We start from the raw sequence: 19,494 nt of genomic DNA, 5'->3' as shown, positions 1-19,494 counted from the left end.
TTTTGGAGGTGTGAATAGTTGTTTAAACCAAATGAAGTAAAGGATATTTATGGACTGTCACCCATGCAAATGGGGATGCTCTATCATTATATTGATGAAAGTGATTCGAACATTTATTTAGGACAGTCAATTTTTAAAGTAATAGGGGCCGTAGACCAGAATATTTTGCATAATAGCTTTAATTTTCTAGTTGAAAAGTATGACGTCCTAAGAACTGTCTTTGTATATGAAAAGGTAAGGAAACCTGTCCAAGTAATTTTAAAAGAAAAAAATGTAGAATTGAATTTTCTAGATATCTCTCATATTCAAAAAAGAGACGAAGTAGAGGACTCCATTAATCAATTTGTTGAAAAAGACCGCCAAAAAAGATTCAATCTGAACAAAGACATTATGATTCGCCTTTCACTCCTGAAAATTGGTGAGGAGGAGTACCTTTTAATATTGACCAGCCATCATATCTTAATGGATGGATGGTGCATGGGAGTAGTTATGGACGAGCTGTTAAACAATTATCACAACATCGTTTATAGGAAACCTTTGATAAAAGAGAAAGTTCCACCGTATCGGTTATATATTGATTGGATACAACAGCAGGATGCCGATGAAGGATTGGCTTACTGGAAACATTACTTAGGAGGTTATAGTTTTGCACCACAAATCACAAATTTCATCTCAAAAGACAGATCATCTAGAGAACGTTTCACTACTTCATATTCACTTAGTAAACCACTCACAGAAAACATGAAAAAAATGGCAATCAGCCACAATGTAACGCTGAGTGTTTTATTTCAGAGTATCTGGGGAGTCCTTTTACAGAAATACAATAATACAGATGACGTCGTTTATGGTTCTGTAGTATCAGGACGACCTTCTGAAATTGAAGGGGTCGAGGATATCGTAGGATTATTTGTGAATACAATACCTACAAGGATTAACAGTAAAAATGCTGAGAGTTTTTCTGACTTACTCTCAAGTAGTCAATCCAAATTCTTGGAGTCCTTAAACTATCAATACCTTTCCTTAGCTGATATACAATCAACTCTGAGAAATGAAAATAAAAACATCCCTATAATCGATCATATTATTGTGTTTGAGAATTATCCGATAGATATAGAGCGATCGGTAGCTGAAAGGGAAGGACTATTTGAAATTAACTTAATAGATGGTTTTGAGCAGAGTGACTATCCCTTTGTTCTTGAGGTTATCGAGAAAGAAGAACTCCTTATAGATTTACATTATGATCCAGAATTATACTCGACAGAATGGATTGTGAACTTGCTAAATAATTTTGAACATCTTGCGTGCAAGCTTATTGATAGCCCTTATGACTCTTTCTCTAACTTTGACTTTATTACAACTGAAGAAAAAAGAAAGATAATCACAGAATTTAATGACACCTCAACCCCTTATACTTCTCAAACTATTCATGAAATGTTTGAGAAGCAGGTAGCCAACACGCCAGATCACATTGCTGTCGTTTATGAAGAACAGCAACTGACGTATAAAGAAATTAATGCCCGAGCTAACCAACTAGCCCGAGTAATTAGAAGTAAAGGTGTAGTTACAGATAAGTTTGTTGGCGTAATGATGAAACGTTCTTCAGAGTTCATCATTGGTATGCTGGCTGTGCTCAAAGCGGGTGGTGCTTATGTGCCGCTGGATCCGGATTATCCAGCGCAACGTCTGTCGTACATGTTGGCGGACAGTGGGACCCGATTGTTACTGACCCATAGTGACCTGACGATCCCAGAAAATTATGCGGGAGAAATTTTGGAAATCGACCGCATGTCGTTTGACGGAGAGGATGTCTCCAACCTGGATGTGGTCAATGGTTCGCACGATTTAGCCTACTTAATTTATACATCTGGATCAACCGGGAATCCCAAAGGAGTCATGGTCGATCATGATGGAGTTTGTAATCTCTCGGAAATTGCTTCCAAACTACAGATTGATCCACATAGTCGGGTACTTCAAGTAGCTTCAATGAGCTTTGATGCTTCGGTGTGGGAAATCTTCCTTGGTCTTTTCCATGGAGCAACATTGTACATTGTTCCAAAAATGATACAGCATTCAGGAGAGCAATTTGCCCAATGGTTAGATAATCACCGAATCACGTGTATCCCGTTCATCTCCCCGTCATTGCTAAGGACGTTGCCTTCAGTTCAATTGCCTGATCTGAAAACGATTGTGACGGCAGGTGAAGTGTTACCGGTGGATCTTGTGGAAGTATGGAGCCACGAACGAATATTTATTAACGCATATGGACCAACAGAAACTACCGTTTGCGCAACCCTTGCTCAATGCGTAAGCGGAATGGCTAAGGCACCGATTGGTACACCGATATCGAACAAAAAGGTATACATATTAAACCCAGCCTTACAGGTCATGCCTATAGGGGTTCCAGGCGAACTCTGTGTCGGAGGCGTAGGAATTGCCCGAGGATATTGGCAGCGGCCAGAGTTGACGGCGGAGAAATTCATCGACAACCCCTTTGAACCCGGCGAGCGGTTGTACCGCACCGGCGATCTGGTCCGGTGGTTACCTGACGGAAGCATCGAATATGTGGGACGCATCGATGAGCAGGTGAAAATCCGAGGGAACCGCGTAGAACTAGGTGAAATCGAAGCGGCCTTGCTAGAGCATCCAAAGGTGAAGGAAACGGTGGTGATTACGCGCCAAGAGGAACAGGACAGTGCCTATCTGTGTGCCTACCTTGTTACTTCAGCAAGCTGGAGCGTCGGAGAGTTGCGCCAGCATGTGGGCAGTACGTTGCCGGAGTACATGATTCCGTCCTACTTTGTGGAGATGGAGCAACTGCCACTCACGCCCAACGGGAAGGTGGATAAGAAAGGGCTGCCCAAACCCGAGGGACAGCTTCAGATGAGTGCACCGTATGAAGCGCCTGCAACGCCAACGGAAGAGATTCTGGTACAGATTTGGCAAGAGGTGCTGGGTAGCGAACGGATTGGGGTGCTGGACAATTTCTTTGAACTGGGCGGTCACTCGCTTAAAGCAATGATGCTTGTATCCCGCATGCATAAAGGGCTGGATGTGGAGATCCCTTTGAGAGAAGTATTTGCCCGTAAGAACATCAGAGAATTAACTGAATACATTAAACAACACGGGAACGAGCGTGTGTACGAAGACATTGCGGTGGCTGAGGAGCAACCTTATTACATCACATCATCTGCGCAACGCCGAATGTATGTGGTGCAGCAGTTGGAAGGAGCAGATACGAGTTATAACATGCCGGTTGTGTATCATGTTCAGGGTCCACTGGATGAAGAACGCTGGAAGCAGGCTGTGCATGCACTGATTGAAAGACATGAGGCATTGCGGACATCCTTTGAACTGATAGATGATGCATTAATGCAAATTATCCATCCGCGCGTCAGGATAAACATGGACATCTTGGATGTGGGAGCTGAAGAGGCGGAGCAACATATCCAACAGTTTGTGCGACTCTTTGATCTCAGTCAAGCGCCATTATTTCGGATCCAGCTCCTCCGGTTGGGTGCGGAAGAATATCTGCTACTAATGGATATGCACCATATTATCTCCGATGGCATGTCTTGGGATATCTTGTTGCGGGAGCTAGGTGCACTCTATGAAGGGCAAACATTAGAACCGTTACGAATTCAATACAAAGATTATGCTGTATGGCAACAAAGTCGAGAACAGAAAGAGCGTTTGGTAAGGCATAAACAGTATTGGTTGGACCAATATGAAGGGGAACTCCCTGTATTGGAACTGCCGACAGACTATCCGCGTCCGCCGGTGCAACGTTTTGAGGGGGAAACGTACGAATTTGAACTGGATGCCCAGATGTTACACGGACTAAAAGCTTTGGCAGTTCAAGAAGGAAGCACCTTGTACGCTGTCTTACTCGCTTGTTATAACATTCTGCTCGCAAAATATACAGGCCAAGAGGATATTATTGTTGGGACAGCCATTGTGGGACGACCACAGATGGAATTGGAGAAAATCGTTGGGGTGTTCATCAATACCATAACTTTCCGGAATGCGCCACAAGCAGCGCTCTCCTTCCGGACGTTTTTAACGCAAGTAAAAGACCAAGTGTATGCCTCATATGAGCATGCGGAGTATCCGTTCGAAGAGTTGATAGAACAGTTGCAGCTTCGCCGAGATATGAGTCGTCACCCACTTGTGGACACTCTGTTTACCTTGCAAAATAGTCAGGCCAACGCACGGATGAACCTGAAGAATCTGGAGATTACCCCGCGAGCTACGGAGTGGAACAATACACAGTTCGATCTCAGCTGGGATGCCTTTAATAACGGAGAGAACTTACAAATCCTAGTGGAATATAGCACGCACTTGTTCCAACGCGCAAGTATTGAGCGAATGGCCGAGCATTTTAAACATATTGTGGCGCAGGTAGTTGCTAACCCTAAAATGCGAATTTCGGAGGTCGAAGTGACCACTGTAGCAGAGCAGTGGCAGATCCTATACGACTTTAACCAAACAACTAAAGACTACGCGCATGACAAAACCATTCAGGAACTGTTTGAAGCCCAGGTGAAGAGAACACCGAATTACATCGCAGTCGTTTTTGAAGATGAGCAATTAACGTATAGGGAAGTTAATGCACGGGCAAACCATTTGGCCCGAGTACTAAGGAATAAAGGTGTGGCAAGAGACGAATATGTTGGCGTGATGATGGAACGCTCCATGGATATGGTGGTAGCCATTTTGGGTGTGCTCAAAGCGGGAGGGGCGTATGTGCCACTGGACCCGGATTATCCGGTGCAGCGTCTATCGTACATGTTGGCAGACAGTGGAACGCAGCTGTTGCTGACACACCATAGCTTGTCGATCCCAGAGAGTTATACAGGAGAAACCTTGGAAGTAGACCGTATACCACTTAACGGGGAGGATGTCTCCAATCTAGACATAGTTAATGGTCCGCATGATTTGGCCTACTTAATCTATACATCTGGTTCAACCGGAAATCCTAAAGGGGTTATGGTGGAACACCAAGGTGTATGCAATCTTTCTTTAATGGCAGAAACATACAATATTCACGAAGGAAGTCATGTATTGCAATTTGGTTCTTTTAGTTTTGACGCTGCTGTGGGTGATGTATTCCATAGTTTGTTACATGGAGCAACTATTTATATCCCACCTAAAGAGTTAATTCTGTCAAGTGACCAATTTATTGATTGGTTGGATGATAATCAAATATCAACTATCCCTTTCATACCTCCTTCTTTCCTTACAGGCTTACCATATAGGAGACTGGAAAATCTAACCAGTATAAGCACGGGAGGGGAGTCGTTACCCATCGAACTGGTGCGAAAGTGGGGAGAAGGTCGAAGATTTTTAAACGCCTATGGTCCAACCGAGGCCACGGTAGATACAACGATTGCCCTATGTACGCCAGATATGGCTAAGGCACCGATTGGTACACCGATATCGAACAAAAAGGTATACATATTAAACCCAGCCTTACAGGTCATGCCTATAGGGGTTCCAGGCGAACTCTGTGTCGGAGGCGTAGGAATTGCCCGAGGATATTGGCAGCGGCCAGAGTTGACGGCGGAGAAATTCATCGACAACCCCTTTGAACCCGGCGAGCGGTTGTACCGCACCGGCGATCTGGTCCGGTGGTTACCTGACGGAAGCATCGAATATGTGGGACGCATCGATGAGCAGGTGAAAATCCGAGGGAACCGCGTAGAACTAGGTGAAATCGAAGCGGCCTTGCTAGAGCATCCAAAGGTGAAGGAAGCGGTGGTGATTGCGCGCCAAGAGGAACAGGACAGTGCCTATCTGTGTGCCTACCTTGTTACTTCAGCAAGCTGGAGCGTCGGAGAGTTGCGCCAGCATGTGGGCAGTACGTTGCCGGAGTACATGATTCCGTCCTACTTTGTGGAGATGGAGCAACTGCCACTCACGCCCAACGGGAAGGTGGATAAGAAAGGGCTGCCCAAACCCGAGGGACAACTTCAGACGAGTGCACCGTATGAAGGGCCCGCAACGCCAACGGAAGAGATTCTGGTACAGATTTGGCAAGAGGTGCTGGGTAGCGAACGGATTGGGGTGCTGGACAATTTCTTTGAACTGGGCGGGGATTCGATAAAAGCGATTCAAATTGCAGCTCGCTTAAGTAAATATCATCTCAAACTGGAGATGAAAGATTTATTCCGTCACCCCTCTATCTCAGGAGTAGCAGATAAAGTAAAAAACGAGTTGTGCTCATTTGATCAAGGTACAGTCACAGGTCAAGTACCACTTACACCGATTCAACAGTGGTTTTTCAAAGAACAATTTGTAAAACCTGATCATTGGAATCAATCGGTTATCTTGCCACACCAACATTGGGATATCGACCGCGTAGTTAAAGCATTTCAGATTTTGGTGAACCATCATGATGCGCTGCGGATGATCTATAGTCAGCAGGAGCAAGGCATTGTACAAATGAATCGAGGTATTGAGGGAGAACTATTCGCAGTCGAAGAACATGATTTTTGCCAAGAATCCGATACAGATTGGCGAATGAAAAAACAGTGGGATCGCATGCAAGGGAGTTTAAGTTTGGAAGAAGGAAAGCTGATTCGACTTGGAGTGATACACACAACCAAAGAAGACTATCTGTGTATCATCATCCACCATCTGGTGATTGATGGAGTGTCGTGGCGGATTCTACTGGAAGATTTCCACACGCTGTATGAGAATGGTTGTGCTCAATTGCCGATAAAAACAAGCTCATATCAGGCTTGGGCAAATGAACTTCAAAACTATGCACAGAGCAAGAAGCTAAAACAAGAAATCGCGTATTGGCAACACATTGAAACAAACAGAGGACATGAACTTCCTAAGGATAACAATGGACCGAATGTGTACCCAATGGAAGATGGGGAGACGAAAACGTTAACCTTGGAGCAGGAACAAACCCGGGAACTACTTACTGTGGTCCATCGTGCGTATCAAACGGAGATCAATGATTTGTTATTGACGGCCCTTGTTCTGGCCATTAAGACATGGACGCAAGGGAGCAAAGTGTTAGTGAGCATGGAGGGACACGGCCGGGAAGAAGTGATTGCTGGAGTTGACGTGAATAGAACAGTAGGATGGTTTACAACCGTTTACCCGGTGTTGTTTGAGGTTCAGAAAAGTGATATTGAAACCGTCATTCAAACGGTAAAGGAAACCTTGAGAAGAGTTCCCGCCAAAGGGATCGGATATGGCATTATCAAATACCTTTCGGATGATCATCTATGGGAAACCGAACCAGAGATAAGCTTTAACTATTTAGGTCAGTTTGATGAACCTTCCAATGAGAACCTAGGTGGTATGGAGATCGCTCCTGAAAATCACAGTCAGCACATTTTAGATATTAATGGACTGGTAGAGGAAGGAAAGCTAAAGCTGTCTTTCACATACAATAGCTATGTATTCCGTTCTAGTACAATGCAATCCCTAGTGGATAATTATAAAGCGTATCTGAAGGCTATTATAGCTCATTGTAAGGAAAAGAAAGAGACTCAGCGAACACCAAGTGATTTCGGAATGAAGGAACTTTCTATTGAGGATTTGGAAGAAGCCTTCACCTTCTTAGAAAACAGAAGTTAGGATTTATTCTAACCATAGAGGTGATTACTGGAGGGGGAAGTGTTGGGAAGTTCAATAAAGACTATAGAGTATTGGTCATAAAGTACTCTAATCTGTTCTTTTTATAGGAACTCCTCCTCCGGTTTTTATCTACTTAATTCAAAAGAAAAGGAGTGGACATATGAGTGTAATGAGTTTTAAACGAGATCAAGTAGAGGAGATTTATTCACTTTCTCCAATGCAAGAAGGACTACTATTTCACTATCTAAAGGACACAAGTAGCGAAGCATATTTTGATCAAATGATTCTTACTGTACAAGGTGATATTGATGTAAGTGTTTTAGAGAAGAGTTTCAATGCGTTATTAAAAAAGCATCCTGCGTTGAGGACTATAATGCTTTATGACAAAGTAAAGAAACCAATGCAGATTGTACTTAAAGAAGTAGAGTCCAAGATAAATTATGTGGACTTAACAAAAGCTATTGATATAAAGGCCGCTTTACAACAGTTTATGAGTGAAGATCGAAAAAAAGGCTTCGATCTTACCAGTGATATTATGATTCGTGTGTCGTTATTAAAAATAAGTAGTGATGAATATCAAATAATCATTAGTAGTCACCACATATTAATCGATGGCTGGTGCATGGGAATTATTTTAAATGATTTGTTGGACCTATACAAAACCGTGCTTAAGGGAGATTCTATCTCATATCCAAAATACGGAAATTATAGAACATATATCGACTGGTTACTTGATCAAGATTTGGAATCAGGAATTAAATATTGGTCTGATTATTTAGTTGAGTATGATTCCTTATCTCAAATTCCTGTTAATCTTGAAGCATCAAAAAGAAATACAGGTAAATCAAAAAAGCATTATACTCACATGATACCTGTTGATTTAACAAACAAATTAAAGAATATATGTAATAATCATCATGTAACTATGAATAATATGTTTCAAACGATCTGGGGAATACTATTACAGAAATACAATAATACAAATGATGTTGTATTTGGTTCAGTAGTTTCGGGACGTCCCCCACATTTGAATAATGTTGAACAGATAGTCGGACTGTTTATAAATACAGTGCCTGTACGAATAAAGAGCAACAATGAGGAATCGTTTGTAAGTCTTTTGAAAAGAATTCAAGAACAAGAGTTGGATTCTCAGAATTTTAATTATTTGTCTTTGGCTGATATCAAGGCTGCTTCTAATGTGACAACTGATTTGTTTGAACATATCATTGCCTATGAGAACTTTCCAGTAGATCTAGAGAGTATTGTTGGTGAAGATGATACTGAGTTAGGTTTCAAAATTGTTGATATGGAAGCACTTGAAGAAAATCATTACAATTTCTCAATGCAAATTGTAGAAGACACTGAACTAATTATAAATGTAAATTACAATCCTGAATTATATTCAACTTCGTTAATAACAAGTCTCTTTGATCATTTTAATCAAATTTTACATTCAGTAGTTACTAATCCGTACATCTCAATTTCAGAAATAGATATTGTTAGCGAAGAGGAAAAAAACATTATATTACAAAGGGCACTAAACCTTGAAGTAGTTTACCCTTTTGAACAAAGTATACATCAGATATTTGAAGAACAAGCTGTTAATACACCATATAAAGTGGCAATTGTTTGTGATGAAGAAACGATAAATTATAAGGATCTAAATAACAAGGCAAATCACATAGCATGGATGCTTAAAGAAAAAGGAATTGGGGACGAAGACATCGTAGCAATCCTAGCTGATCGATCAATACAAATGGTAATATCCATGTTAGGAGTACTAAAAGCTGGAGCTGCATATTTACCAGTCGATTCGGAATATACTGAGGATCGTATTAATTTTATGCTTACGGATAGTTGCACAAAGAGCATAATAGTACAGAGAAAAGAGATGTATGTTCCAGAAACTTTGAAAAACAATATGATTATATTAGAAGAAGTTTCTTGGGAGGAAGCCAAAGCGAATTTGAATTTAGTGATTCCCTCAAGCAATCTTGCTTACATTATTTACACATCTGGCTCAACCGGAAAACCAAAAGGGGTATTAATTGAGCACAAGAATGTGGCTAGTCTACTCTTTCATTCAAATAATCAGTTCGATTTTAATGAAAATGATGTGTGGACAGTATTTCATTCGTTCTGTTTTGATTTTTCAGTCTGGGAATTATACGGGGCAATTTTAATAGGTGGTACAGCTGTAATCATACCCTCACAAATAAGTAAAGATATGAAGGAATTTATAGGGGTTTTAAAACAACAACGAGTCACCATACTAAATCAAACCCCTTCTTCATTCTATCAGCTAATTCATGAAGTTGAATCGAGGGATAAAAAAGGAGAACTAAATTGTATTAGAAAGGTTATTTTCGGTGGAGAAGCTTTATCACCTAGGAAACTTGCGACATGGGTAAGAAAGTATCCTGAAACTCAGTTGGTAAATATGTATGGAATAACTGAAATAACTGTACACGCAACATATAAAGAAATAACAGATGTAGAGATTAGTGAGGGAATCAGTAATATAGGGAATCCCATTTCAACACTAAGCACATATATCTTGAATCAAAGTGCTCAAGTAGTTCCAGTTGGTGTAATTGGTGAACTTTATATAGGTGGAGCAGGGGTGGCTCGAGGTTATATAAATCGATCTGAGTTAACCGAAGAGAGATTTATCGATGATCCTTTTAGAAAAGGTAATTCCATGTACAAAACTGGTGATCTAGCTAGATGGTTGCCAAATGGTGAAATTGAGTATATAGGAAGAATCGATGATCAAGTTAAAATTCGGGGCTATAGGATCGAACCAGGTGAAATTGAGAATGTTCTATTAATGCATCCTAATATAGACGAAGTGGTTGTAATTGCTATAGCAGAACAAGATGAAAGTGCTTATTTATGCGCATATTTAGTAGTCACGTCTAATAGTTCTGCCAAAGAATATCGTGAATATTTAAAAAAGTATTTACCAGATTACATGGTTCCAACATTTTTTGTTGAGCTTACTAAGTTGCCTCTAACGCATAATGGAAAAATAGACAAAAAAGCATTACCTCGGCCATCTGATATTGTTTCAGTTAATAGCAATACGGTGCCTAACAATCAAGTTGAACAATTGCTATTAGATATATGGTCAGATGTTTTAGGCACGAATAAGGTTGGAATGGATCAGAGTTTCTTTGAAATCGGTGGACATTCACTAAAAGCGATGATGCTTTTATCTCGAATCCATAAATTATTTAATATAGAGCTTTCCTTAAAGGAATTATTTTCAAATCCAACTATTCACGATTTGGCTAAATTGGTTTCAAACACCAATAAAAGTAAGATTTTTAATTCGATTAAGATATCAGGACAAAGAGAATTTTACCCTACAACCTCCACTCAAAAAAGATTTTATTTTCTGCAAAAGATGAACAAGGATAGCATTGCATACAATATGCCAGTGATTTTTGAAATTGATGGTGCTCTTAATATAAACACATTAAAAGTAGCCTTTCTTAAGCTTTTAGAAAGGCATGAAATATTACGTACAACCTTTTTATTAAAAGAAGATGAATTGGTACAGAAAGTGCTAACAGACGTAGTGTTGGATTTTGAAACTCATGACTTACATGAGAATGAACAAGAAGTTTATATACAGAATTTTATTCGCCCCTTTAATTTGGACCATGCTCCATTATTCCGGATTGAAGTATTGCGAGTGAATGACAAGAAATATATTTTAATGATAGACATGCACCATATTATTTCGGATAACATAACTACAGAAGTATTTTTAAATGAACTTAGTCTACTTTATCAGGGAGCCTCTTTACAGCCTGTAGGGATTCAATTTAAAGATTATTCTGTTTGGCAAGAAAGTCAAGAGTACATGGATATGATTAGTGATCAAGAAAGGTATTGGTTAAAACATCTTTCTCATAATACACCTACCCTAAATTTGTCAACCGACACTGATCGAAAAAAAGTGACAAATTCTCATGGGGGTCATATTACATTCTCACTCGATGATGATTTAATTGTAGATTTAAGGAAGATCTCGTATAGATATGGTACAACAATTTATATGACCCTGCTTTCTTGTTATTATATTCTACTATCTAAATATACTGGACAAGATGATATTATTATAGGCTCAGCTATCACGGGACGTTCTCATGGTGATTTAGATAAAGTATCTGGACCGCTTATTAATACATTGGCATTTCGAAACAAAATAAACAACTTAGAGAGATTCACGGAATTTCTATCAAATGTTAAGGAAAGTGTACTCGACGGATACGAAAATGCAGACTATCCTTTTGACCAACTGATAGAGAGGTTAAACATAGCCCGTGAACATAACAGAAGCCCTTTAGTTGAAACTTTGTTTACTCTCAACTACGTTCAGCCTAATAATGAGTTTTTTCCCGAATTCAAGGTTTCTTCATTAGATTCTAAGACTGTAAATACTAAGTTCGATGTTAGTTGGGATTTGGAATTTATAGCTGATTCACTTTTTGTCACTATAGAATTTAATTTGCAATTATACAGTAAAATAACCATTGAAAGGATGATTAAACACTTTTCAAGTATTCTACAACAAATTATTTCTAACAATGACATTCAAATTAAGGATATTGAGCTAGTGACAACTGAAGAAAAAAGAAAGATAATCACAGAATTTAATGACACCTCAACCCCTTATACTTCTCAAACTATTCATGAAATGTTTGAGAAGCAGGTAGCCAACACGCCAGATCACATTGCTGTCGTTTATGAAGAACAGCAACTGACGTATAAAGAAATTAATGCCCGAGCTAACCAACTAGCCCGAGTAATTAGAAGTAAAGGTGTAGTTACAGATAAGTTTGTTGGCGTAATGATGAAACGTTCTTCAGAGTTCATCATTGGTATGCTGGCTGTGCTCAAAGCGGGTGGTGCTTATGTGCCGCTGGATCCGGATTATCCAGCGCAACGTCTGTCGTACATGTTGGCGGACAGTGGGACCCGATTGTTACTGACCCATAGTGACCTGACGATCCCAGAAAATTATGCGGGAGAAATTTTGGAAATCGACCGCATGTCGTTTGACGGAGAGGATGTCTCCAACCTGGATGTGGTCAATGGTTCGCACGATTTAGCCTACTTAATTTATACATCTGGATCAACCGGGAATCCCAAAGGAGTCATGGTCGATCATGATGGAGTTTGTAATCTCTCGGAAATTGCTTCCAAACTACAGATTGATCCACATAGTCGGGTACTTCAAGTAGCTTCAATGAGCTTTGATGCTTCGGTGTGGGAAATCTTCCTTGGTCTTTTCCATGGAGCAACATTGTACATTGTTCCAAAAATGATACAGCATTCAGGAGAGCAATTTGCCCAATGGTTAGATAATCACCGAATCACGTGTATCCCGTTCATCTCCCCGTCATTGCTAAGGACGTTGCCTTCAGTTCAATTGCCTGATCTGAAAACGATTGTGACGGCAGGTGAAGTGTTACCGGTGGATCTTGTGGAAGTATGGAGCCACGAACGAATATTTATTAACGCATATGGACCAACAGAAACTACCGTTTGCGCAACCCTTGCTCAATGCGTAAGCGGAATGGCTAAGGCACCGATTGGTACACCGATATCGAACAAAAAGGTATACATATTAAACCCAGCCTTACAGGTCATGCCTATAGGGGTTCCAGGCGAACTCTGTGTCGGAGGCGTAGGAATTGCCCGAGGATATTGGCAACGGCCGGAGTTGACGGCGGAGAAATTCATCGACAACCCCTTTGAACCCGGCGAGCGGTTGTACCGCACCGGCGATCTGGTCCGGTGGTTACCTGACGGAAGCATCGAATATGTGGGACGCATCGATGAGCAGGTGAAAATCCGAGGGAACCGCGTAGAACTAGGTGAAATCGAAGCGGCCTTGCTAGAGCATCCAAAGGTGAAGGAAACGGTGGTGATTACGCGCCAAGAGGAACAGGACAGTGCCTATCTGTGTGCCTACCTTGTTACTTCAGCAAGCTGGAGCGTCGGAGAGTTGCGCCAGCATGTGGGCAGTACGTTGCCGGAGTACATGATTCCGTCCTACTTTGTGGAGATGGAGCAACTGCCACTCACGCCCAACGGGAAGGTGGATAAGAAAGGGCTGCCCAAACCCGAGGGACAGCTTCAGACGAGTGCACCGTATGAAGCGCCTGCAACGCCAACGGAAGAGATTCTGGTACAGATTTGGCAAGAGGTGCTGGGTAGCGAACGGATTGGGGTGCTGGACAATTTCTTTGAACTGGGCGGTCACTCGCTTAAAGCAATGATGCTTGTATCCCGCATGCATAAAGGGCTGGATGTGGAGATCCCTTTGAGAGAAGTATTTGCCCGTAAGAACATCAGAGAATTAACTGAATACATTAAACAACACGGGAACGAGCGTGTGTACGAAGACATTGCGGTGGCTGAGGAGCAACCTTACTACATCACATCATCTGCGCAACGCCGAATGTATGTGGTGCAGCAGTTGGAAGGAGCAGATACGAGTTATAACATGCCGGCTGTGTATCATGTTCAGGGTCCACTGGATGAAGAACGCTGGAAGCAAGCTGTGCATGCACTGATTGAAAGACATGAGGCATTGCGGACATCCTTTGAACTGATAGATGATGCATTAATGCAAATTATCCATCCGCGCGTCAGGATAAACATGGACATCTTGGATGTGGGAGCTGAAGAGGCGGAGCAACATATCCAACAGTTTGTGCGACTCTTTGATCTCAGTCAAGCGCCATTATTTCGGATCCAGCTCCTCCGGTTGGGTGCGGAAGAATATCTGCTACTAATGGATATGCACCATATTATCTCCGATGGCATGTCTTGGGATATCTTGTTGCGGGAGCTAGGTGCACTCTATGAAGGGCAAACATTAGAACCGTTACGAATTCAATACAAAGATTATGCTGTATGGCAACAAAGTCGAGAACAGAAAGAGCGTTTGGTAAGGCATAAACAGTATTGGTTGGACCAATATGAAGGGGAACTCCCTGTATTGGAACTGCCGACAGACTATCCGCGTCCGCCGGTGCAACGTTTTGAGGGGGAAACATACGAATTTGAACTGGATGCCCAGATGTTACACGGACTAAAAGCTTTGGCAGTTCAAGAAGGAAGCACCTTGTACGCTGTCTTACTCGCTTGTTATAACATTCTGCTCGCAAAATATACAGGCCAAGAGGATATTATTGTTGGGACAGCCATTGTGGGACGACCACAGATGGAATTGGAGAAAATCGTTGGGGTGTTCATCAATACCATAACTTTCCGGAATGCGCCACAAGCAGCGCTCTCCTTCCGGACGTTTTTAACGCAAGTAAAAGACCAAGTGTATGCCTCATATGAGCATGCGGAGTATCCGTTCGAAGAGTTGATAGAACAGTTGCAGCTTCGCCGAGATATGAGTCGTCACCCACTTGTGGACACTCTGTTTACCTTGCAAAATATTAACATCAATGAGTTTTCAATTCCTAACACTGTAATAACACCTAAAGACGAGTCTTTGAAAAGTTCTAAATTTGACTTGAGTTGGTTTTTGACAGAAGACAATAGTTTGCACATATCAATAGAATACAGTACACACTTATTTAAACGGTTAAGTATTGAACGAATGGCGGGGCACTTCAAGCATATTGTGTCACAAGTGTTGTTTAATTCCGAAATACGAATTTTGGATATGGAATTAGCCACCGCATCTGAAACACAACAACTTCTGAATGACTTTAACCATACTGCAAAGGATTATGATGAAGACAAAACAATTCATCAGCTGTTTGAAGAGCAAGTAGAGCGAACACCAAATCATATCGCTATCATATTCCAAGATCAAAAGTTAACGTATGAAGAGGTTAATACTCGGGCGAATCGATTAGCATGGTTTCTAAAGAAAAAAGGAGTTACTCGAGAACAGATTGTTGGCATTATGATGGAGCGTTCCATTGATATGATGATCGGAATTTTAGCCATTCTAAAAGCAGGAGGGGCGTATCTCCCTATTTTACCTAGCTATCCAGAAGAGCGTATTAAATATATGCTAAAGGATAGTAATGTGAAAATTATACTCAATAGTAACAGCGTTAGTGGAAATGGGTTTGAATCGATAGAAACTATTAACATCGAACAATTGAACATGAACGACGAATCAATTACTAATTTGCCAAGTATAAACTCTTCCAGCGACTTAGTGTATTTAATGTATACTTCAGGGTCTACAGGTGCACCAAAAGGAGTAATGATAGAGCATCGTTCAGTTCATAATAGATTGAATTGGATGATTGATGAAATGAAAATAAGCTCATCAGATGTTATTTTGCAAAAAACGCCTTTTGTTTTTGATGTTTCAGTTTGGGAGTTATTTTCTTGGTTTTTGGTAGGCGCTCATCTGGTCTTATTATCCCCAGAGGGCGAGAAACACCCTGAGGTTATCATTGACAGTATATACAAAGCTAAAGTGACATTAATTCACTTTGTTCCCTCAATGTTAAATGTATTTTTAAATGAGCTCGGTAGTAATACCTGTTTTGAAAGGATATCTAGCGTACGTAAAGTTTTTACTAGTGGAGAAGCTTTACTTCCTAAACAGGTACATCGCTTTAATTCAGTTTTCAGTCAAAATAAAAACGTCGACTTGCATAATTTGTATGGACCTACTGAAGGAACGGTAGAAGTATCACATTATAAATGTATCGTTAATCAACAAGTTAAACTTGTACCGATTGGAAAACCGATCGATAATGTGCGACTATACATTTTCAATCGTCATGGAAAAGTGCAACCGATCGGAATCCCAGGAGAGTTGCATATTGGTGGCATTTGTTTAACTCGGGGATATCTTAATAAGGAACAACTGAACAAAGATAAATTTATTCAAAATAGCTATACAGGAGAACGGCTCTACAAAACTGGAGATGTTGCTAGGTGGTTACAAGATGGTAATATCGAATATCTAGGACGACTTGACGATCAAGTCAAAATAAGAGGGAACAGGATTGAGATTGGAGAAATTCAAGTATTGCTGTCAGCACACCCTCTAATAAATGAAGCAATTGTTATATCTCGAAAAGATCATGATGATGAAGTATATCTGTGTGCGTACTTTGTCTCATCAACCAACATATCAACTAAAGACTTACGTCAATATCTGTTGGATAAATTGCCGGAATTCATGGTTCCTTCTTACTTTGTCCCTATAAACAACATACCTGTCAATACCAACGGAAAAATTGATAGAAAGTCCTTACCTGAACCAACAATTAACATCGAAATGAATGTAGAAGATGATCGACAAGAACATCCACTTGAAAGTGCATTGAAACAAATTTGGATGGAAGTACTTGGGCTTGAAAGATTGTCAATCTATGATGATTTCTTTGATATTGGTGGACACTCTTTAAAAGCAGTAGGTCTAGCAGCGAGAATTAGAAGAGAGTTAGGTGTGGATATTAATGTAGCCGATGTGCTTAAATGGTCAACGATTAAAACAATGGCTGAAAAATTAAGCAGATTGAATAAGAATTATTCTGAATGCCGATTGAATGGAAAAAACACCGGAAATTACGGAGTAGATATTGAGTATCTTTATACTAGATCTGAATATGATAAACCCGAACTCTATATTGAGCATGATCTGGAAATAGGACAAGGTGACTATGCAACAAGGGGAACTTTATCGATTCCTAAAGGACCTGGTCCATTTGCAGCAGTTATTTTGGTTCCAGGTGATGGGGAATTAGATAGAGACATGTCAATTTTTTCTTTAAAACCATTTAAAGATTTAGCCGCTGGTTTATCAAGTAACAATACTGCAGTTCTGCGTTATGAGAAAAGTGTACAAGGAGATTTTTATACCAATAAGGATTATACAATCGATGAAGAGTTCGTTGTGGACGTTTTGGCATCCATTGAAGTACTCGAAAAGAGAAGAGATATTGATTCTAATAATATCTTTTTGTTAGGGCATTGTCGTGGTGGCTGGATGATACCGAAAATATTACAAGATAAGCGTTCTACAAAAGTTAGAGGAGCTATCCTGTTATCTGCACCAAATCCACTTAGAACTGAAATACAATCATATTTTGAGACTGAAAGAATGTATTTGCTTAGTGAAGAGGAAATGCTTGAACATCGAGAACAACTTAACATCTTATTGAATACTAGGTTTGATCCAAGCACCCCGCTTAAAGATTTTAATTTAGTTCCTAGCGCGAAATGGTGGCATAGTTTAAAAGATTATATTCCTGCTAAACTCGTATCGGATCAGGACCAACCTTTATTGATTATGCAAGCAGGTAGAGATTTAAATATTCCTGTAAGTGATTTGGATAAATGGGGAATGGCTCTGCAAGAAAGAGCTAATGTAAACTATAAACTTTACGAAAAACTAAATCATTGTTTTGTGGAGGGATATGGAAATCCTACTTTGGAGGAATATGCAGTCCCCGGAAACGTTCCTGAGTATGTAATTATGGATATTATAAACTGGATACAAATTCAGTATTTAAAAGCTGAAATTGTAGGCATTAGGCATTGAAGAATGCTGTAGCCTTTTAATCTTGATTCGATTAAAAGGCTACTAACAAAAGTATACATTAGGTAGGAGATGAACATATGAACTATATTTATGGTAATACACCCTGTTACTTAGGAGCAAAGAACATGGTTACTAATCCGGATGTTGACGATATAGATGTTATTGTTTACGGTATACCGTGGGAAGGCGCAGTTACCTGGGGGGATCTAACAAGTTGTGAGTTAGGCCCTAAAATGATCCGCTTAAGCTCGGCAAGGTATAGTGGGTATCTGCCTGAATTAAATCACTTAAATGTATTGGATTATATTAAGTTGGGCGATATGGGCGATGTAGACGTAGTGCCATCAAATGTGAAACAAACGATGGATAGAATATCTTCATTTGCTAATAAAGTATGGGGATTGAATAAATTCCCTGTTGCGCTTGGTGGCGATCACAGTATTACCTACCCAATTCTAAAAGCTTTAACAGAAAATATAAAGGGTAGTGTAGGAGTAATTCATATAGATGCGCATTATGATAACAATCAGGATTACAATGGAGATTTGTATGGAAGAAGTTCCCCATTTGCTCGTATTTATGAACTTGATGGAGTAGACAATAAAAGCATAGTTCACTTTGGAATACACGGACCAAGAAATAAAGCAGAGAATGGAAGGTTAGCCCACAAAGTAGGAGCTACTACTGTAACTATAAATGATATACGTTTGAGGGTTAATGAATTGCCTAAACTAGTCAAAGAAGTTTATGACATAGCTAAAAGTCAAAACGATTATGTTTATTTATCTATTTGTAGTGATATTTTGGACCATGCATTTAATCCAGGAGGTCCAGTTGATTGTAATGGTTTAACACCACATGAGTTACTTACCGTAGTTTATGAGATATGTAAGCTTGGTGTAGTTGGGATGGATTTTGTAGAAGTCTATCCTAATCAAGACAATACCAATTATTCGTCACATTTAGTAACCAGTGTACTTTTATATGCTTTTGCTGGTTTGATTTGTAATAGAGAAAAAGATGCAAATGATCAAAAAAATTATCCTACCGATATGTTTACTTATACGAGATAATAGTTACAAATTAATGCAACTCTTTGATCATTTTGTATTCTTAAAATGGTTTAGTATCAAATTGCAACGTAACTTTGTTACTGCACTTATATGATCTATGTAAAGAAATGTAATAATCTTAGCTTTTTTGAGTTTAAAAGCACTCCCTCCTATTTAACTCTCAATGCAAATCCAATTGCTAGTATTTACTGCAATTGGATTTTTGTTTTGGCATACAGAAACCGAATCAAAGATTAAGTCTGCAAATACTGAGTTATTAGTATCTTTTTG

At 40.0% G+C, this 19,494-nt stretch carries 3 protein-coding genes; all 3 read left to right on the top strand.

Annotation, left to right across the window (positions count from 1 at the left end; translation table 11 throughout):
• The first annotated feature begins 18 nt into the window (after window positions 1-18).
• Window positions 19-7,596, top strand: a complete 7,578-nt coding sequence (locus tag WDY75_RS26035; protein WP_082834293.1) for a non-ribosomal peptide synthetase — start codon at window positions 19-21, stop codon at window positions 7,594-7,596.
• 160 nt (window positions 7,597-7,756) lie between these two features.
• A complete protein-coding gene (locus WDY75_RS26030) occupies window positions 7,757-18,151 on the top strand; it encodes a non-ribosomal peptide synthetase (RefSeq protein WP_063478617.1) in 10,395 nt (3,464 codons plus the stop codon).
• Window positions 18,152-18,228: 77 nt separating this feature from the next.
• Window positions 18,229-19,224: an agmatinase family protein gene (locus WDY75_RS26025; protein ID WP_063478618.1), complete on the top strand. Its 996-nt coding sequence runs from the start codon at window positions 18,229-18,231 to the stop codon at window positions 19,222-19,224.
• Window positions 19,225-19,494: the final 270 nt, after the last annotated feature.

The organism is Paenibacillus glucanolyticus (assembly GCF_037333485.1).
Taxonomy (GTDB): Bacteria; Bacillota; Bacilli; order Paenibacillales; family Paenibacillaceae; genus Paenibacillus_AQ; species Paenibacillus_AQ glucanolyticus.
Note: the sequence above shows the minus strand (reverse complement) of the source record. Positions and strands in the feature narration are given on the sequence as shown.